Genomic DNA, 19624 nt, shown 5'->3' on the forward strand with positions numbered 1-19624 from the left:
TTCTATGGAACAACCCTACAGAGAGAAAACCATAGAGAAAGCAGTTTTTCGATTGAAACCTGAATGGAACGGACTTATAGTTTTCTTTCTCCCTCCCAACCTCACATGCTGAATGAACCCGGCTTTGCTCAAACGATCCTAAATACAGTCGCTTCTCTTATACTGGTTCTGGACACGGAAGGCCGAATTAAGGTCTTTAACCGGCGCTGTCAGGAAAAAACAGGATATTCCTTTGAAGAAGTGGAAAATCAATCTTTCTGGGACATATTGATCTTGGAATCGGAACGTACCTTCATCCGGTCCGAATTCAAAAAAGTCATAGAAAAAGGAGGAGGCCCTCCTCAATTCCAAAATGTTTGGCAGACAAAGTCGAAAGATCAGATCATGATCCTTTGGAACAATGCATATCTGGTTGATAAAGAAGGAAAACTGGAATACATACTTGGCGCAGGAACTGACATTACCGAGGAAATATTAGCTAAGGAAGCTTTCGAGACCCAAAGTATTTTTGAAACCTATCTGAATTCGTTTTCCAGAAAATTGAATTTCGCTTCCTATGAAGATGTTCCCAAAACTCTAAAAGCAAGTCTTGCGGAAATGGCAAATCGAATGGGAGCGAGATTTGCTTCCATATTAAATTTATCTCTGCCAGCGATCAGTTGGGAGGAAATGGAAAAAACGGATTATTCCTTTTATACCGATTGGATGTACCAAAATTCGCAGGAATTCCAATTGGAAAGTTTTCTTGTTCGGGAAATATTCAGTCGCATAACAGACAATAAAGTTGTTTTGGTGGGAAAGGACAAGATCATTGAGGTTGGACTTCCCGATCAGGCAATCCATTGGATCTTCGTTCCCGTTAAAAATTCGAATCAGGTTTTATGTTTTTACTCGGATAGGTTTAATTTTTCTCCCAGCCAATTCACTACCCCTCTTCGTTTGTATTGTGATTTGTTCGGGAACGGATTAGACCGTATTACATTTGATCGTCGGTTGAGGGAAGAAAGGGATTTTTTAAATAAGGTGATGGCAATCTCCGTAGACGGAATTGCAATACTCAATCCTACGGGTCGGATTATTTATGCAAATAGAAGTTCTGAAAAAATTCTTGGATTGGAAAGAAAGGAAGGAGATGTAACTAGATACAATTCGCCTAAGTTCGGTTATAAAACACTGGATGGAAATCCTTTCCCGGAAGATAACCAACCGTTTGCAGTTGTTTGTAAAACAAAACAACCTGTTGAAAATATAATTCAAATTATCAGCTGGGAAGGGGGGAGTGAAAAAACCATTTCCGTTACAGGGGCACCCATTTTAAAAGAAAGCGGTGAGATAGAGATGGTAGTGTTTTTTATCTCCGATATTTCATCCAAACTGTTGCAGGAAAAAAAACTGAAAGAATCGGAAGCAAGACTTAGGCTTGCAGTCGATGTCGCAAAAATCGGAATTTGGGAATGGGATATTTCCAACGATTATTTTCTCGGAAGCGAGAGACTTTACGAATTGTACTTTGTTCCCAAAGACAGACTTCCGAATTTTGAAAGTTTCAGGAATTTGGTTTATACCGAAGATAAAAATATCTTTAATGAAATCATTGAGCAGGCATTAAGCGAAAATGACAGAGCCATTTATCTTCAGTATCGTTTTGTTGATAAGGCGCAAAAAATCCACTGGATGGAAGGTTATGTCAAAGTCTCCGAATCCGAAAAACAATCCAGAAGGATGATCGGAGTTGTCCGCGATATCACTTCCCGAATGAATTTTGAAAGAGAACTGAAAGAAAGCGAATCCAGGTTTCAGGCATTTTATCAAATCACGACCGAAGCCATTTGGATTTCCGATTCTAATTTTTCCAGGATCGTGGATGCCAATCCTGCTTTTTTTAGTCGGTTCGGTTATGCGGAAGATGAGCTAGATTCCATTGATATATCCGGTTTATTTGCCCGCGAATCCTGGGATTTGATTTTAAAGGAAGGTTTTACGGAGAATACAAGTGTTAATTTGTTTGCCTGTGAAAAAGCCGGAACCCTGTTTCCTGTGAGCGTAAAGACCCGCGCCATCTATGATAAAGGAGTCGTTCGGACAGCGGTCAGCATGCAGGATCTAACTTTTCATAAAGTGATTGATGAACTTAGAACTTATAACGGAGAAATTTTAAGAAAGAACGACCTAATTGAAAAACAAAAACAGGACTTGGTGGATGCAATGCAGAAATTGCAACTGGCGCAAGCACAGTTGGTTCAATCGGAAAAAATGGCGGCATTGGGACATTTGATCGCGGGTATCGCTCATGAAATCAATAATCCGATCGGTGCAATCCAGGCAAGCAATGAAAACCTTCGTACTGCTCAAATGGGTTTTCCGGAAAGGATTCGTTCTCTCAAGGAAATTTATTCCGTCATCGACTATGATACATTAGACGATATGATGAATCTTCTTTCCGACAGTTACAACACTTCCGATTTTATCTCAGGTCTGGAGGCCAGGAACAAAAAGAAAATTTTAATCCAGGCTTTGAAGGAAAAATCGATAGAAGATGCCGAATCCATCGCGGATTCAGCCATCGATCTGGGAATCCATGAAGTGATTTTGAAATACATTAAATTACTGCAACATCCTCATTCCCCGGAGATTTTGGAGATCATATTCAGGCAGATTCAGTCGCTTAATATGAGTAAGACGATACAGGTAGCTGTGGATCGTGCTTCCAAGATCATTTATGCTTTGAAAAATTATTCCCATTTTGATCAGGAAGGAGTTCCCATCCCGGGCAATATTACGGAAGGAATCAACACTGTACTAACGATTTATCAGGATAAAATCAGAAGGGGAGTGGAAGTGATTCGGAATTTCGAATCCTCTCCTTCCATATATTGTTATCCGGATGACCTACTTCATGTTTGGACCAATATTATATTTAACGCACTTCAGGCGATGAACTTCAAAGGAAGCTTGGTCATCCGTACTTTCTGTACGGACAATCATCTTGTGGTTTCGATTATGGATACCGGTCCGGGGATTCCGGAAGAACATCGGGAAAAAATCTTCGAGCCGTTCTTTACAACCAAGGCTCCGGGAGAAGGAAGCGGCCTTGGGCTAGATATAGTCAAACGGGTGATTGCGAGACACAAAGGAGAAATTAAAATAGATTCGGAGCCGGGCAGAACCGAATTCCGGATTTATCTTCCTATGGATTTACACTTAAGGGAAAAGTAGAACGATCTACAGAACCCCTAATTTTTTTTGCGCTTTTTCCATAAACTCTATCACGTTTCTTTTGAGATGAATGAAATCTTCAATACCTTCCGACTCCGATTTTGAAATCAGATCTTTCGGAAAACCCGCCAAAACCCGCCAAACATTCGGTAGGTTTTTTTTCATTCCTTCGCAAAATGCAGGGATAAGTTCGATATATTCTTCGTCGGAAGAACAAAGTACGACCATATCCGCTTTGAAATTTTTGGCGGCTTGAATCCCTTCTTCTATGGAATCAAATCCCAAATTGTCCTGGATTGTATAACCCAAACATCCTATATAATTAGAGCTGAATGCCGCACGTGCTTTTCTCATCCCTAAGTTTCCGATCGTAAGTAGGAATACTTTCGGAACCGATTTTGTTTTTTCAAAATGAACATCCGTTGCAAATCGGAGTCTGTCGAAATCCCAAGATAATCTTAAGTAATTCAATCGTTTGAACTTTGTTTGAACGGGAGCATTTATGCGGTCGTTACTTTTGCCGATGGAATCTTGCAAATCCGAATGGCGTTCGGAAGCCAATGGATACTGGTTTGTTCCTAATAGAGTTTGTTTGCGACTGGAAACGGCTTCCCTTTTTTTCTTTTCCGAGGACTCTATCTTCGATTGGATCTTGCCATCTAACAAAGATTTGTAGAATCCTCCATCCTTTTCAACGGACTGAAATTCTGTCCAGGAAACTTCGCATAATTTATGAGTGAGAGATTCCAAATAATAGGATCCCGAAGAAGGATCATCCACTTTGTCCAGATGGGATTCATGTCTGAGAAGCAATTGGGAATTGCGGGCAATCCTTACTCCGAACTCGTTGGAATCGTTGTAAACTTTATCGAATGGATGTACTGTAACCGAATCCGCTCCACCGATTACGGCGGACATCGCTGCAGTTGTTCCTCTTAACATATTTACATAAGGATCATAGGCTGTGAAATTCCACTCAGTCGTACTGGCATGTATTTGTGCAGGAGATTTTTCTCCTAGTCCCGGCTCAAATGCATCCAGGATTTTCGCCCAAAGAACCCGCAAAGATCGAAATTTCGCAATTTCAGTAAAATAATCGGATCCAATCCCGGTCCAAAACCAAACGGACCCGGCTGCAACGGAAGGTTTTGCCCCTGATTCAATTAGAATATTCAAATATTCGACGGCCCAAGCCAGGGAATAAGCTAATTCCTGGGTGATCGTACTGCCGGATTCTCTCAAGTAATAAGAATGAATGCAGATGAATCTTTCCGAACCGGAAGAAACAAGAGTTGCTAAATTGGATTTTATCTTTTCTTCGGAACCGCCCATTTCTCCGCAAAGAAGTGCAGAACCTAACGGATCATAGTCTGTAAGAATTTGTTTGGCTTCTTTTGCAAAACTACGGATCTCTTTTGCAAAGTCGGGGGTACGATTAGCCAAAGACAGAATAACGGGAGTCTTTTTCAGATCCAATCCGGAGAACAATCTTTGCAAATCGTCCGGGCCGGGAAGTGGAATTCCGAATCGGTTCCCCGCTTCTTCATGAGAATAAAATAATAAGGCATCAGCCCCTTTCTTTTCTAAGGACTTTGCTTCTTCATTGGCAAGAGTGATGGACTGATTTTGGTAAATCGGATCTGTGATGAGCCAACCTTTTTCTTTACGTTGGAGTGTAGGTAAGTCGAGAGCTTCTAAATCTTCCGCTCTGTAATAAGGTTCGATGGAAAAGCCTTCTTCTGTTTCCCACTGTACTTTGTCATAGGAAGCACCTTTCAGATCTTTTAAAATCAGGTCCTTCCATGTTTGACTTCCCGTTCCGGGAAATTCCGAAAATAATAAATCTTCCAAATTATTCCTCTACGATTTCGTAAGGTTCCATATAGCCGGGGAAGTCGCCTAGTCCCCTAGTGAAAGTGAATTTTGCCGGATAGAGAACAAGTCGTTTACTGGATTGTTTGATGGTTCCGGACAAAGCTGAGAAAGGGAATGATATGATGAAGGCACCAACCCCAAGACAAGTTCCTGCGAGTCCCAAAGGTCTTGCGAGAGCAATATCCAAAAGCATTTCTCCTCCGCTTGGAACTTCACGCGCGGAGAGTGATGAAAAAGATAGAAGTAAGGAAATTAAGAAAAGGATGGACAAAGGACGATTTTGCTTCATATAATAAAACACTCGGGTTCTCCTATGATAAAAAACGAAACGAGTCCCTGTGTAAAGTAAGAATTATGGCAAAAGAAATTGTTTTATTTGGTTTGTATTCCCTCATCCACCTCCTTGCGATTTTGACAATCCCAAAAGAGAATTATTTTTTTCTTCCTTCCAAAATCATTCCTATCTTGATTTTGATTGTAGCCCTCCTTCGTTATTGGAAGGAATTGGAACTACGAGGAAAATTGGTAGCGGTCGCACTTGTGTTCTCTTCTTTCGGAGATTCCTTTCTTGCTCTTCCCGATCCCAAATACTTTGTTCCGGGACTTGGATCTTTTCTTGTAGCACAGTTGATTTATTCGGGAGCATTTTCTCTCGGTTCTCCTTTGAAGCTGATTCTATTTTTACCTTTTCTTGCTTACGGGGTTACCTTTTATTCCCTTTTGTTTCCGCATTTGGGACCACTCGCCGTTCCTGTCGCGGTGTATGTACTCGCGATCTGTCTTATGGGTTGGAGAGCGCTTGCCCGTAAATCAGTGACTCATGCATTCAGAGTCGGACTCTTGGGAGCGATCTCATTTATAGTTTCCGATTCCATCATTGCCTATTCCATGTTTTTGAATCCAGCTATGGACAGAACTCTTGCTTCCATACTGATCATGATTACATATTATTTGGCACAAGCGCTACTTTATGAATCAGCCAAGGTAGAAGAGTTGATCTTAAAAGATTCGAAAAGTACTTGAATCTGAATCGCTCTAAGCTAGACTATAAGCGCTTTCTCTAAGGAATTTTTACAAATGAAATCTTTAAAAAAAACTACATTTATCGAAGCGGTAGCCGCTGCAATCGATCACGAAGTTAAGTGTTTTCAATTCTATCTTAAGACTTCGGAGAGTTTACCGGACGGTGCCGTGCGGGAACTTTTCAGCCAACTTGCGTTAGACGGGGATGAACATATCAAATTCATCCGCGAAGTTTATAAAAATGCGGAAGGTAAGGAATTGCCGAATTTAAAACAACTTTCCGAAATAGAAAAATTTCATTCTTCCACCATACAAAAGTTAATGGACAAGTTGGATCGGAACAAAACTGCGGAAGTGAATCACGATGAGAAAAAGGCCCTCGAACTTGCCATTAGGGAAGGCGATGATGCGATGAATTTTTATTCAACTCTTCGTAATAAATTTCAAGATCCGAAAATCAATCTGTTATTCCAAAAACTTTCCAATTTCAGCGAAACCAATACTTCTCTATTGGAAGCGCAAGCGCGTGCAATGGAACAATCCACTCCGAGCGAACAAGTATTCTTTTGGGAAGACGAAGCATTGCTTGCGGAAGTAAATAAACCCACTGCCAAGCCGAAATCTTCTTCCGTTGCCAAATCACCGTCTCCTGGCCTTAAGAAAAAAGCGGAAGCACCTAAGGCAAAAAAAGCTGCTCCAAAACCGAAAAAGGCATCTCCTAAGGCCAAGGCTAAAAAGTCAGTGAAACAGGCTGTTAAAAAATCGGCTAAGAAACCTGTTAAAAAAGCAGCTTCTAAAAAATCCAAACCCGCTAAAAAGAAAGGAAAAAAGAAATAGTGAAATATAAAGTTACTCATAGTTTTTCAGTACCACTCGCAAAATTACTCCATGCCAGAGAAGAACGTTACAAACATTTGGATCAATTTCCGGATTTAAAAAATGTAACTTTACTCGAAGAAAAAAAAGAAGGGAACATCATCACTCAAAAGAGAAAGGTGAGTTTGGAAGGATCCATGCCTGCGGTACTTTCTGCGGCTCTTACGGACTTATCTTTATTGGAGGAGTCGACTTTCGATATCGTCACTAACACTCACGAATTCAAGATTTCCCCTCCCGGCAAAGACAACGTGTTTATCATCAAAGGTAAGAGTATCTACCAAACGGCTGGAGAGGGTTCTGAAAGAAGCTACGATGTGGAAGTTCTTTCCAGTTTGCTCTTTGTTTCACCTATCGTAGAGAAGGCGATCGAAGAAATTCACAAACATAGTTTGGAAAAAGACCGAAAATCCATAGCCAAATTTTTAGGGGTTGAAACTTAAGGAGGTAGTGAATTCTTCCTCCCGCCTGTCTAACATCCTCGAATTGAATTTGTCCGTTTTCATTATGGGAAACGTGACGCTTTTCGCGAAATTACTTCCTTTTCCGGCTTCTACCATTATCACAGGTAGGGCCTCTTTTTCCGTTTTGATTTTGGCGCTTTTTCTTTTGATCCGGGGCAAGCGGTTTGTATTTTCCAGTTTTTCCGATTTTGCAAAAGTGTTTGGAATCGGAATTCTTTTCGGTCTTCACTGGGTGACCTATTTCCATTCCATACAGGTGTCTACGGTTGCAGTCGGAATGTTATCCTTATTTACTTATCCGGTATTCACTTCGATTTTAGAACCTTTGTTTTTCGGTTATAAAATAGATAAATTCTCCTTGTTTCTCGCCTTATTTTCGTTCTGCGGTCTGGCGATTATCGTTCCCGAATTCAATTGGGCGGATAATCATTTTCAGGGAGTGGTTTGGGGTTTGGTGTCCGCCGTTTTGTATTCTCTTCGAAACATTCTGACCAAACAAATGCACACTCATTACCCCAGTTCCCAGTTACTGCTTGTACAATTGGTTGCGACTTCTCTTTTGCTTCTTCCTTTTGCAACGGGGCTTTGGGAGATGGTTTCAGAGCCGAAATATCTACTCTATCAGGTTTTGCTTGCAGGTGTTTTTACGGCGTTCGCACACACTATGTGGATTCGTAGCTTTGCAAGTCTTCCTGTTACTACTGCCGGGATTTTTTCAACCATGAGTCCGTTGTACGGCAGTTTTGCGGCTTGGCTGGTTTTGGGAGAAGTCCCTCCCGAAAGAATCTGGCTTGCAGGAGGAATCATATTATTTTGCGCCATCATGGAAATGATCAGGCAATCTTCTTCTACTTCGTGATTGAATTCAATTTCTCCTCAGCTTTGTCTTTCCAATAACCTTCTTTTTGCAATCGGATAAATGATTTTAGAAACTTGATTTCCGCCGATTTGGGACTGATGTCCTGCGGATTTTCAAACAAATGTTCTTTGAAGCTCTCCAGAGAATCATCCGCAAATTGAGAGTATCCTTCTTCCAATTTCCCTTGAAATTCGTTTTTTAATTTTCCTTGGGGAGAAAGGTGGAGGTAATAAACTCCTAAAAACCGGATCTCTCCCGGTTTTCCTTCCAATGGCAAAGCGGATTGTGATTCATTTGGGTTCAAATTGGCATGAAACTTAAGAACACAGTTATTTCCGCAAACCTCGGTCCATCCGATTTCGGAAAGTATGTAACTTTGTTTCGATTTACCAAGAAGCACATGATAGGAATCCAATGCAGTGGATGGAAAAGCGAAATTCGTATCTACTAAGTTAGTGGGGGATGAAAAAACCAGATCTTTGCCGTGAAGCGGAAAAGGGTGCTCTGAGATAAGGTTTTTTCTGACTTTGAAGATCGCAAAACCGTAAACAGTCTGAGTTTGTACCTCTGCTTCCGATCCGGGGTCGGGGAGACGGAGAGCAGAGGTTTTGCAATAGGATAGGGAAACAAAACAAAACACCAAAAGAAGGAAAAAGAGTTTAGATGAAGTTTTCATATAAAACCTCCTTTTTCAGTGTAATCCAAAGAAAGAATTTTGAAATCTTATTCTTTCCGAAGCTTCCTTATATCTTCCAAACTGGGCAATTCCTTGGACGAAAATCGAATTTCTCCGTTTGTATTGAGAATATAATATCTGGGAAGCTCTCCTGATTTCAATTCTGCAAATCTGTCGTCCGAGATCAGATTCTGAAATTCGGAATGGGAAGGATTGATGTTGAGAAGTACATATCCGGCCAAATCCAATTTTCCTTCTCCGCATTCCAATCCTCTTAGAGCGTCGCAGCGGTGTTTTGTAACGGAAAGTAGGATTGTTTTTCCTTCCCGGGAGGCTTGCGCGAACGCAAAAGAACGATTATGCCCCCAGTAGATCTCCTCACTTGTCATTTGGTTTAATTTTACATAACCGTAAACAAGTAGTAAGATGAAGAGAGGCATACAGAGAAAGCCTACAAGATAAAAAATTTTAGAGTATTGTTTCATTTTTTTTCAACTTTGTTGGGGATTATCCGAGAGAATAGTCATAATGATAGGGAAAATTAATTTATTTTTTGTGCAGAACAAAAAAATTTTCTTTACCCTTGCGCCAAGCTGAATTTATGGTCAAGGTCATTCGTAATTTATACCACAGGAGGTTTTAGACGAAGAAAAGATGAAAGCATTGGGACAACACGTAATAGCAGAACTTTATGAGTGCGATCCGGAAATGATCAACAACCACGAACTCGTTGAAACTATTATGCTAGAAGCAGCAGAAGTTTCAGGAGCAACAGTTGTGAACTCCACTTTCCACCAATTTAACCCGTACGGCGTTAGTGGGTGCGTTGTGATTAGTGAATCACATTTCACCATACATACATGGCCCGAATACGGATATGCTGCTATCGATGTTTTTACCTGCGGTGATCTGATCGACAACAACAAGGCTCTTTTGTACATGAAAGAGAAGTTTGCATCGAAATCTATTTCGGTGGTCGAGATGAAGCGCGGACTGCTCAACTTACCCGTTGAACAAATCCGAGTAAAGCCAGTCGGAGCGTAATGCAAGACCAGGTAAATGTCGAAGAGGAACCTCCAGGGCGATCCGCCTACGGAAAAGAGTTCTTCTGCTCCCTTCCTCAAAAAACTAACCAGATCGTCTCTGGAACTTCTGCAGACGTTACTTTCGTAACATCTAAGAGTTCAGACACCTTCGTGGAGGCCAATTCACTCGGTCTCTCTGGGGCTAATTTGCGTTTCAACGCGCAAGATTTCACTGCTTCCTCCAACCTAGGGGTTTTTTCCTACGACCTCGTCGGATGCGTGAATTCAAATTTAACAAATTTGCTACTGGAGGTTTCACACAGTGAAACTTAAATCAAGAAACCAAGTTGTGAATCGGTTTTCCTATCTTCACAAAGATCTGGAAGTATTCGAAGATGAGGCAGGCAAGGCTGTTGTCCAAACAAATGCTTCTATCAAAAAAGGCGAAACAGTCGCTGTATTTGGTGGAAAAGTTGTACCAAGCTCTGCACTTTCTAGTCTAGGCCAAGAAGTATTCGCACTTCCCATTTCCGAGAATTTATTTCTCGTAAATCCAATTCATGATGACGGTCCGGATGCAGTGCATCTCATCCGTCATAGTTCCGAACCAAACTGCGGATTCCAAGGGCAAATCGAATTGATTGCTCTTCGGGACATCCAAGCCGGTGAGGAAGTCACATACGACTCCTATATGTTAAATGGTGCCGTATTGAAGCAAGCTGATGATTTTGCAGAATCCATTCGTAAAAGATACAATGGAAATTTTGCGAACTTCATCCAACGTCAAATTGACGAAGACTCCAATCTCAGAGTTTTCCCTATGTTCCAAGAAGGTGCTTGGGGACTACTTACTTCTCTTGATGTAACTGATTGCAGCGGTGCTTTGATCCGTGATGCAGATGCCATCAAAAGATACGTGGTGGAACTTTGTGAGCTCATTGATATGAAACGATTTGGGGAAACTCACGTAGTTCATTTCGGAGAAGACGAAAGAGTGGCCGGTTACTCCATGTTTCAATTGATTGAAACATCTTGTATCTCCGCTCACTTTGCAAATGATACAAACGTAGCTTATATCGATATCTTTTCCTGCAAAGGATACGATCCGAAAGTAGCTGCCGAGTTCACTCGCAAGTTTTTCGAAGGAAAAGGAATGCGCATCAACGTGTGTAACCGTTTCTAAGAAAGAGTCGTAAACTAAGGTTTGACCAAAGGACCCCGAAAGCAAAAACTTTCGGGGTTTTTTTATGCCCTAAGGTTTCTTTTTTGCTTGCCTATCCCCTAGGGGGGGATAGGGATATAGATATGGACAAAAAATTAGAATCTTCTAAAAAAATCCAAGACCGGCTTTCCAGGTTGGAAGGACATTTGAAGTCCGTAAAAAGAATGGTGGAAGAGGGTAAACCTTGCAATGATGTGATCCATCAAATCGCAGCAGTTCAAGCCGCACTCTCGAAAGTGGCGAAACTTCTGATTGAAGATCATTTTTCCCATTCTATCCTCGCCCAAACCAAAAGCCCCGAATTAAAAACAGACTTAAAAGAATTTATGGCTTCGATTGATAATTATTTTCGAACCATTCATTAGGAAGGATTATATGGGCTCTCATCATCACCATTCTCATTCAGGGCACTCTCACAATCATCACGATCATGGAAAGGGAGAGGGTGCGAAAAATATTGCTTTGGCATTTGTAATCAACGCCGGCTTTACCATTCTTGAAATTGTCGGCGGGTTACTTACAAATAGTATGGCAGTTTTATCCGACGGATTTCATGACTTAGGAGACTCTCTCGCCTTAGGGCTTGCTTATGCCATGGAAAAAAAGTCGAGCAAACGAAAGACGAAAAATCTAACTTACGGATATAAGAGATTTTCCATTCTTTCCGCATTTGTGACTTCACTTATCCTAACTTCAAGTGCCATTATGCTTAGCTATTTTTCATTTGTTAAATTATGGAATCCGGAACCGATGGAAGTGAGCGGAGTTTTAGGACTTGCCGTTTTGGGACTTTTGGTGAATGGATTCGGCTTTTTAAAGTTAAATGCTAGCGGAGGATGGAACGAAAAATCTGTCAGACTCCATCTTTTGGAAGATGTTCTGGGTTGGGCATTGGTTTTGATCATGGGAGTGATTTTAAAAATAGTGGATTGGTTTTGGTTGGATCCTCTTCTTTCTCTCGGTTTGAACTTGTTTATATTGTCCAGATCCATTCCCAATCTGATTCAGATAGGAAAGATATTTTTGCAATATGTTCCCGAGAATCTAAGTGTGACGGATGTGGAGAACCAGATTAAAACCTTGGACCGTTCGATTGTGGATGTGCATGATTCCCGCCTCTGGTCGTTAGATGGTGAGTCTCATGTTTATTCCGGTCATATAGTGATCAAGTCGGAATTGCAAACTCTAAGGTATCGGATGAAAAACTCCATCAAGTCCAGACTGAACGAAATGGGAGTAGCTCACGTTACCTTAGAATTCGAAAATCCGGGAGAGACTTGTAAGCCCCAATCAACCTAATTGTTCTTCGTGTTGCAAGGACCTGTAGGCAAGTACGAGTGCGATCAAAGTAAGAAAAGCACCGAGCCACATTGGAGCGCCCGGTAGATAAACAGTGCTCTTCGTTGTGAAGTAGGCGAATGTCTCGGCCATCATCACGGGACCCACAATCATTGTGACACTCATCAGACTGGTCAACGCACCTTGCAGCTCTCCCTGTTCATTGGCAGGAATATGGGAAGAAATGATCCCTTGCAATGCAGGTCCTGCAATCCCTCCCAAACAATAAGGAACAGTGATGGCAAACATCATCCATGTTTGTGTTGCGGATGCATATAACACATATCCGATGATAAAGAAAATGAACCCGATATAAACTGTTTTTTTTGCACCGAACCGTTTCATCGCCTGGCCCACAAGTCCGCCTTGTACGAAAGCAATTACAACACCTACAACTCCGAGAGAGATACCGATCAATCTTTCATCCCATTTGAATCTTTCGATTACGTAAAAAGACCAATTGGATTGGACGGAGTGGGAACCGAGATTCATTAGAAAAAAGACTCCGATAAGTCCGGTAAGCAACGGATAACGCTTCAATCTTACAAGTGCCCCTACGGGATTTGCATTTTTCCAAGAGAAAGCTCTTCTGTTTGCTTCCCCCAAAGACTCGGGAAGTATGAAATAACCGAATAAAAAGTTAATGAATGTTAGGATGGCTGCGGCTAGGAAAGGAATCCTCGGCCCGAAATGACCGAGTAGTCCCCCGATCACGGGTCCTATGATAAATCCGACCCCAAAAGCAACACCGATCATTCCGAAACTTTGGGCTCTTTTTTCCGGCTCGGTAACATCCGCAATATAGGCATTTGCAGTAGTGAAACTGGCACCCATAATCCCTGCAATGATCCTACCCACAAACAACCAAACAAGTGTTGGTGCCAGTGTCAGCAAAATATAATCCAGGGTGAATCCGAATAAGGAGGCTAACAAAACGGGCCTTCTTCCGAATCTGTCACTCAAAGCACCTACAAAAGGCGCGCATAAAAACTGAACGATGGAATACGCAAACATCAGCCAGCCGCCGTGGGAAGATGCCTGTCCGATGGAGTCTCCCGTCAGTTCGATGATCAGTTTAGGAAGAACCGGGATAACGATCCCAAATCCGATAGAATCGATCAGGATGGTAGTAAAGATGAAACCGACTGCCGCGGTTCTTGTATTTTTAGAATTTAAGATTCCCATTTGGGCAAGTGTATTTTTATACGTAACCTATGTATAGTGGAAAAAGGGAGAAAGTCGAACTTTTTCCCGACCTCCGCATTAAGAATGAGAAAGAATCTGCGGAGGTTCTATATGGAGTTTTAATTAGGCTTTTGCAGCCCCGGGTTTGTTTCCGAACTTGCCTTTTTGGTAGAGCAGATACGCGAAAGCTCCACCACCTAATATAAGTAATCCGATTCCGAGAAGAGGTCGGAAAAAGATCCAAGCGATGGCGATGGTGACAAAGGAAAATGAGAATGCCAGGATTCCTGCAACGATGCTCACTCCCATCTCAAGGATTCCTCCGAGGATTGGGATCCATCCGCCTGCAGCTGCGATTGGTCCGAATAACAGACGAAAACCGAGGAACATTGCGAAAAAGCCTGCGATTCTTACCGCCCAAGTACGGAATACATTTGCGTCTTGTTCCTCCTGGAACATAGTTGCTGCGTCTTTGGTTCCGTAATCAAAAACCAAAATCGTAGTATCCCTTTTTGTTTGGTAGGGATTTACGATGTCTCCGTTTAACAGACCGATAATGGAAACAGCTCCTTCCGGTGCCACTTGGTGATTTACCCTAACATCTCCTATTTCCGGACTGAGAGGATTTTTCCCAATGTAGATCCTACCGTCATGGATTTGCGCTTTTGCACCCAGTTTTGCTTTTAAACGCGCAGTAGTCGCAGAGTCGTATTCCAAATCGGAGTTAGGTGAAATGGATTCGATCAATGCTTGGGAAAAACTAAGATTTCCCAAAGATACGGAAGAAGCATGAGTCGTATTACTTTCGTAAGGGAATGCAGGATTGATATGATCTTTTTTTTGGTTGAATTTGCTTGAATCGACTCTGGCCGAAGACCAATCCGCATCATAGCTGTATGTTTTGGTCTTGTCTTCCTTTTCCACGACTTTTTCTTCCCATTGGTACATTTCCACGTCTCTGGAAAGTGCAAGAGCAGCTATTTCTATCCCGAAAGTTGAGTCTGAAATTTTTGCCCCGGCTTTGGCCTCTCCGCTGGCATGGATGAGTTTGCCGTTGTAATTTCCGATGTTTTGTTTGGCATCAATACTTTGCACGAGTGCCGCACCTTCTTCCAATCCTTTGGCAATATCGACCGCACAGCCTTCATTTTGAAACAGAATGGGAAAGGACGCTATCAGTAGAACGACTCCCCCTACGGTTCCTTTCAAACTTTCCGTAAAATTTCCTAACATTCTTTTCTCCCTTTTCGAACTAATTTCTTGAAACTCCAAGTTTCTATACCTGTACAAGAAATTGGAAAGAACTTTTTAAGGAAAAAAAACTACACTTCCCGCGCCGGAACCTCAGTCTGGCAGAAATTACACGGAAATCGTCACTAGGAGAATAGAATGGAGATTTGGTACACTGAAAAATTGGAATTGGAAAAAGGGAGGGCAGTTAGTTACAGAGTGACTAAGACCCTGGATAGCATCCAGTCTCCATTTCAAAAAATCGACGTATTCGAGACCCAATCTTTCGGACGTATGTTCACACTGGATGGTGTGACTATGGTTACAAATAAAGATGAACATTCCTATCATGAGATGATCGCCCATATTCCTATGATGAGTCACCCCAACCCTGAATCCGTTTTGGTCATCGGAGGCGGAGATGGTGGAACCGTTCGGGAAGTTTTGAAACATCCCTCCGTAAAAGAAGTCGTATTATGTGAGATTGATAAAGCGGTAGTGGATATCAGTTATCAGTACTTTCCGGAATGTGCGGATGCCATGAAAGATAAAAAAGTAATTCATCATTATGATGACGGAGCTAAATTCGCCCGTGACAACAAAGGCCGTTTCGATGTGATTTTGGTGGATTCCAGTGATCCTGTCGGTCCTGCGGAAGTATTATTCAAAGAACCGTTTTACAGAGATATGGCGAGCGCCTTGAAACCTACGGGAATCATTGCAACGCAAGCGGAATCCTATTGGTATCACGGAGATGTGATTTCATCCCTATTCGAATTCATTCCTAAGATTTTTCCGGAATACGGATACTATTACACTACGATTCCGACTTACCCGTCCGGAATCATCGGATTCACATTTCTTTCCAATGCGATCGATCCGTATTCTGTAACACCCGATATTTCCCGTTTGCCGAAAGGATTAAAATATTACAGTCCGGAGATTCACAAAGCAGCTTTTGTATTGCCAGAATTTGCAAAGGCGTATATCAAAAGAAAACGGTAAATCCATCTTGAAAAGACACCCTTTCCAAAATATCTTCTCCATAGGTTTCGGAGGGGTTGTCCTATTTTATTTATTTCTTTTTTCTCCGCCCGTTCTTTACTCTCAGGAATCGGAAGCAATCAAACTTGAGTTAGAAGCTGAAAATCTGGAAAAAGCGGGCGATTTGCCGGCGGCGGAAACGAAACGTCTTCGTGCGATCCAAATCAGAAAAAACAATTTCTACAGGGAAAAAAGATATTCTTATTCGAGAGATCCCAAAGATATTTCCCATCCGTTTGACTCAGGCAAACAGCTGTTTCTTGGTGGAACTTGGGAATTCGGAATCAGAGGAAACAATTCCATTGCAAGTTTCGGAGGCGGCACCGATTGGCTTCATAAAGACGGAAAACTCGCCTTTCAAGCAGGAGATCTTTTTTTTCCGCGAAGCAATATTCCTTATCAAAACGGCTCGGTACTCCCCGTCGTTGAAGAGCCGAAGTTTTTGTCATCCAAACTTCCTTCTTATTCCTTCTCCTACCGGCACGATAGTAAAAAGTGGGGATTTGAATATACTTCTTTGCCGTTTCAATCTTCTTTCACCCATTATGCCTGGGGACTTGTAGGTCCGTTTCAATTTGCCAATTACGAGACCAGATATAGAATGCAAGATCACAGGTTTGTCATAAAAATTTACGAAGAGTTAACGAAAGATAGCTGGTTCAGTTGGGATTTCGGACTTCGTGGAGGAAGTTGGAAAACAGATTCTTCTTATTTATCCGCTACATTGGGGCAAGCGGGAGATTTGCGTGAGCAGTCCAGGTATTTGGCTCCCAGCGCGGGTTTTCGTTTTTATCATGCTTTTGAAGAGATTATGAGATTGGAAGTAGGTGCGGATTTTTTTGTAACTCCTCTTGGCAGTTTGGATTATCAGAGATCGGTAACGAAAGAAGGCGGTTTCGGAACTCCGGGAAATTCTTTGGACCGGTATTCCATTCAGTCTAACAAACCTTTGGAGATGACCGTTGCCGGGATAGATTTGAATTTTGTATATTCGGTTTTATTATTCAAACAACATAGATTAAGTCTTGGGCTTCAATCTACCAGTTATTCCTGGAGGGCGAATGAATCCAAGATGCCGAATTTTTACGCTTTGAGTCCGGAAACATACGGAACAGCGGTAATGGATTGGTACAAGTCTTCGGGAGTTTACGAAGCGGACGGAAACGGAAAGAGGATCGGAAGATACTTCGGGGTTTCTAATATATTCATCGGATACAGTTATGCGTTTTAGATTTTTTCCGCTTCTATCGGTTTTGTTTTTTTTCTTTTTGCAATGCGGAGTCGCCATCCGTGTGTACCGACCTTTTCCGGAAGAGGCGCCTTTCGAGTTGGTTGTTCCCGAAAAAAAACTAACTATAGTTACGCCTAATGAAAACCTGCAAAGATTTGCGATGTACGACGGTTATTTCGTAAGTGCGGATGATTTGCCAAATGAATACGGAAGTTTGAATTATCTCATTCAAAAAGAAATCAGCATCCGCAAATCCAGATACCCCGGCCTTTTTCAAGGCGGCAAGATTGAGATTACGAAATTTCAATTGGAATCCCTTGATAGATGTTATTCCAACGAAGTTCATGTAAAGATGTCCGCCTTGGCGCAAGTCGGAAGAGGTAAGGCTTCTAATTTCGAATACGAAGATAAAATAGTTTCCCATGTAACGAATTGTTATTTGTTGGGAAGCAGTCTTACGATTGTTCCACTGATTTGGTATGTTCCTTATATGGGGTTTCGGGGCAATCGCCAGGATCAATTGAACCAATTGGGTAGAAATGCAATCGAAGCTTTTTTCCAATTTTTAGAAAATGAATCGGACTTTCATCCTGGAAAGAAAGAACCGAATCTGAACTCATTGCCTAATGTTCCGGATCCTAAACTTAAGGAGATTCTGGAAGAGTTATGAACCGAAACATCACTTTTATCCTTCTCTTTACCGTTCTGATTGTATGTAATAATTGTTATTCGATAGAAAAAAAATACAATTACGGAAATCCCTACCATCCTTCTCCCTATTTTGAGGAAGATGATCCTCAGTTTGAAGAAGGGGAACCTGTTTGGATTGTAGATACGATCGGAAATTATTTTTTTTCCCTTCCAACAAAATTGATTTTGTGGAACAGGAAAATGACCAACCATCATTTTTCGGAAGAAACAAAGCAGTATCTGATAAAATATATCAAACAGAATAACCTACGTGATGTTAAAGTAAGGTTCAATCAATACGCACCTTTGTCCGAATGGAAAAGACTCGCTAAGAATGAAAATATCAATCCTTTTGTAAAATATATCATAGGATCCATTTCGTTATTATCCTATACTTTTTTGCCGGATAGACTGCTTGCGGGATTTGTAGGAGGAGATCATTATAATCCTTACACGAATACGATCAACGTCTATTCCGATCTTCCGGCAGTTGTCATCCATGAAGGAGGACATGCCAAAGATTTCGCACAAAGGGAAAACAGAACTTGGTATTCTATGGCTTATGCAGTTCCCGTCGTAGGTTCTCTTTACCATGAGGCCCGTGCAAGTGATGATGCGATTAATTATTTTGCGGAAAATGAGGACACCAAACAATTGGAAGAGTCGCATGAATTGTTATTTCCGGCTTACTCGACTTATATAGGTGGAGCGATCGGAGATTTAGTCCCTAGCCCCATAACGGCGGTTACCGTATTGCCGGGTCATATTTACGGTAGATGGAAAAAAAGAAGTATTCCTCTTCAATTGGAAGAAAGAAATAAAAGAGTAAAATAAGTGTCCAACGTCTCAAAATTTCAAGAAAAATTCATCAAACGAAGGGAAGAACTTTCTTCTCTATTGTGCATAGGTCTCGATCCGGAATGGGAAAAACTTCCTTTTTCCAGTTTGAAGTCGGAAACCCCTCTATTTCATTTTAGTAAGGAAATTGTGGAGGCGACTCATTCTTTTGCCACTTCCTGGAAACCCAATGTAGCCTTTTTCGAAAGATTCGGTTCCAAAGGATTTAAGGAATTCGAACTCTATGTTGAACTTTGTAAGACTCTATGTCCTGATGTTCCCATCATTGCGGATGCGAAGAGAGGGGATTTGGCCAATACTTCAAAAGAATATGCAAAATATTATTTCGAAACCCTAGGAGTGGATGCACTAACCGTAAATGCTTATATGGGTAAGGATACTCTTCTTCCTTATTTGGATGCAGGAGGATACATATTCATACTTTGTCTTACTTCCAATCCTTCCTCTAGCGACTTACAAAAGTTAGTTTTGAAAAAAGATAACGGATTTGTATATGAAGAGATGTCCGACTTTGCCGCAAGGCTCGGTGAAGAATACTCGGGTCAAGTGGGTATCGTTGTCGGGGGAACTCATCCTGCGGAACTCAAAAAAATCAGAAACCGCCACCCGGATTTGTTTTTTCTAATTCCGGGATACGGAGCACAGGGAGCAAGTCTGGAAGAAATTTATTGGGCGAGCGGTAAAAACTCCATAATCAATTCCTCTAGAGGAGTGACACTACTTTCCAGAGAAGATGGATTTTCCCGGTTGGCAAAGGAAAAAGCCTTGGAGATTCAAACTCAGATGAATCATCTCTTTCATTAAAGAGATCT

The 19624-nt window shown here is 41.6% G+C and carries 20 protein-coding genes; 14 read left to right on the forward strand and 6 right to left on the reverse strand.

Going from position 1 to position 19624, the window contains the following annotated elements:
* Window positions 1-63: 63 nt before the first annotated feature.
* Window positions 64-3216, forward strand: a complete 3153-nt coding sequence (locus tag DI077_RS19000; RefSeq protein WP_109022364.1) for a PAS domain S-box protein — start codon at window positions 64-66, stop codon at window positions 3214-3216.
* 6 nt (window positions 3217-3222) lie between these two features.
* Here DI077_RS19000 and DI077_RS19005 read toward each other — a convergent pair whose 3' ends face one another.
* Window positions 3223-5067: a methylmalonyl-CoA mutase family protein gene (locus tag DI077_RS19005; RefSeq protein WP_109022363.1), complete on the reverse strand. Its 1845-nt coding sequence runs from the start codon at window positions 5065-5067 to the stop codon at window positions 3223-3225.
* A gap of 1 nt (window position 5068) precedes the next feature.
* On the reverse strand, window positions 5069-5380 hold the full coding sequence (locus DI077_RS19010) for a hypothetical protein (RefSeq protein WP_109022362.1): 312 nt from the start codon (window positions 5378-5380) through the stop codon (window positions 5069-5071).
* A 65-nt stretch (window positions 5381-5445) separates the two neighbouring features.
* Between DI077_RS19010 and DI077_RS19015 the strand changes: the two genes are divergently transcribed.
* The 4 genes from DI077_RS19015 (at window position 5446) to DI077_RS19030 (ending at window position 8313) form a co-directional block, all read left to right on the forward strand.
* Entirely contained in the window at window positions 5446-6114 is a 669-nt protein-coding gene (locus DI077_RS19015) for a lysoplasmalogenase (RefSeq protein ID WP_109022361.1), read from the forward strand.
* Window positions 6115-6168: 54 nt separating this feature from the next.
* Complete coding sequence (locus DI077_RS19020; RefSeq protein ID WP_109022360.1) at window positions 6169-6951, forward strand: ferritin-like domain-containing protein; 783 nt, start codon at window positions 6169-6171, stop codon at window positions 6949-6951.
* Complete coding sequence (locus tag DI077_RS19025; RefSeq protein ID WP_109022359.1) at window positions 6951-7433, forward strand: DUF2505 family protein; 483 nt, start codon at window positions 6951-6953, stop codon at window positions 7431-7433. The genes DI077_RS19020 and DI077_RS19025 overlap by 1 nt, the downstream gene beginning before the upstream one ends.
* A 64-nt stretch (window positions 7434-7497) precedes the next feature.
* Window positions 7498-8313 (forward strand): DMT family transporter, encoded by an 816-nt coding sequence (locus tag DI077_RS19030; RefSeq protein ID WP_109022469.1) that lies wholly within the window; start codon window positions 7498-7500, stop codon window positions 8311-8313.
* Here DI077_RS19030 and DI077_RS19035 read toward each other — a convergent pair.
* Window positions 8303-8989, reverse strand: coding sequence for a hypothetical protein (locus DI077_RS19035; protein WP_109022358.1), 687 nt, complete (start codon window positions 8987-8989; stop codon window positions 8303-8305). The genes DI077_RS19030 and DI077_RS19035 overlap by 11 nt on opposite strands.
* A 47-nt stretch (window positions 8990-9036) precedes the next feature.
* Window positions 9037-9474, reverse strand: a complete 438-nt coding sequence (locus tag DI077_RS19040; protein ID WP_109022357.1) for a hypothetical protein — start codon at window positions 9472-9474, stop codon at window positions 9037-9039.
* Between the two features lie 169 nt (window positions 9475-9643).
* On the opposite strand from DI077_RS19040, the gene speD reads away from it, so the two are divergent.
* From speD to DI077_RS19060, 4 genes are all read left to right on the forward strand, one after another.
* Window positions 9644-10033, forward strand: a complete 390-nt coding sequence (gene speD, locus DI077_RS19045; RefSeq protein WP_109022356.1) for an adenosylmethionine decarboxylase — start codon at window positions 9644-9646, stop codon at window positions 10031-10033.
* Window positions 10034-10312: 279 nt separating this feature from the next.
* A complete protein-coding gene (locus DI077_RS19050) occupies window positions 10313-11197 on the forward strand; it encodes an S-adenosylmethionine decarboxylase (protein ID WP_109022354.1) in 885 nt (294 codons plus the stop codon).
* A 122-nt stretch (window positions 11198-11319) separates the two neighbouring features.
* Window positions 11320-11601, forward strand: a complete 282-nt coding sequence (locus DI077_RS19055; protein ID WP_109022353.1) for a metal-sensitive transcriptional regulator — start codon at window positions 11320-11322, stop codon at window positions 11599-11601.
* 10 nt (window positions 11602-11611) lie between these two features.
* Window positions 11612-12535 carry a cation diffusion facilitator family transporter gene (locus DI077_RS19060; protein WP_109022352.1) on the forward strand — a complete coding sequence of 308 codons (924 nt, stop codon included), beginning with the start codon at window positions 11612-11614 and terminating at the stop codon, window positions 12533-12535.
* On the opposite strand, the gene DI077_RS19065 is transcribed toward DI077_RS19060, so the two are convergent.
* Both DI077_RS19065 and DI077_RS19070 read right to left on the reverse strand, forming a co-directional pair.
* Window positions 12527-13759 carry a TCR/Tet family MFS transporter gene (locus DI077_RS19065; protein ID WP_109022351.1) on the reverse strand — a complete coding sequence of 411 codons (1233 nt, stop codon included), beginning with the start codon at window positions 13757-13759 and terminating at the stop codon, window positions 12527-12529. The genes DI077_RS19060 and DI077_RS19065 overlap by 9 nt on opposite strands.
* Window positions 13760-13882: 123 nt before the next feature.
* On the reverse strand, window positions 13883-14992 hold the full coding sequence (locus DI077_RS19070) for a TMEM43 family protein (RefSeq protein ID WP_135354941.1): 1110 nt from the start codon (window positions 14990-14992) through the stop codon (window positions 13883-13885).
* 156 nt (window positions 14993-15148) lie between these two features.
* Here DI077_RS19070 and speE point away from each other — a divergent pair, with 156 nt between their 5' ends.
* From speE to pyrF, 5 genes are read left to right on the forward strand one after another with little or no spacing between them, the layout of a single operon-like run.
* Window positions 15149-15994 carry a polyamine aminopropyltransferase gene (gene speE, locus DI077_RS19075; protein ID WP_109022349.1) on the forward strand — a complete coding sequence of 282 codons (846 nt, stop codon included), beginning with the start codon at window positions 15149-15151 and terminating at the stop codon, window positions 15992-15994.
* A gap of 7 nt (window positions 15995-16001) precedes the next feature.
* Window positions 16002-17264 carry a hypothetical protein gene (locus DI077_RS19080; RefSeq protein WP_135354940.1) on the forward strand — a complete coding sequence of 421 codons (1263 nt, stop codon included), beginning with the start codon at window positions 16002-16004 and terminating at the stop codon, window positions 17262-17264.
* Entirely contained in the window at window positions 17254-17934 is a 681-nt protein-coding gene (locus DI077_RS19085) for a hypothetical protein (RefSeq protein ID WP_109022347.1), read from the forward strand. The genes DI077_RS19080 and DI077_RS19085 overlap by 11 nt, the downstream gene beginning before the upstream one ends.
* A complete protein-coding gene (locus tag DI077_RS19090; protein ID WP_109022346.1) occupies window positions 17931-18788 on the forward strand; it encodes a hypothetical protein in 858 nt (285 codons plus the stop codon). The genes DI077_RS19085 and DI077_RS19090 overlap by 4 nt, the downstream gene beginning before the upstream one ends.
* Window positions 18789-19616, forward strand: a complete 828-nt coding sequence (gene pyrF / locus DI077_RS19095) for an orotidine-5'-phosphate decarboxylase (protein ID WP_109022345.1) — start codon at window positions 18789-18791, stop codon at window positions 19614-19616. It abuts the gene before it with no gap.
* Window positions 19617-19624: the final 8 nt, after the last annotated feature.

This window comes from Leptospira kobayashii, from assembly GCF_003114835.2.
GTDB lineage: Bacteria > Spirochaetota > Leptospiria > Leptospirales > Leptospiraceae > Leptospira_A > Leptospira_A kobayashii.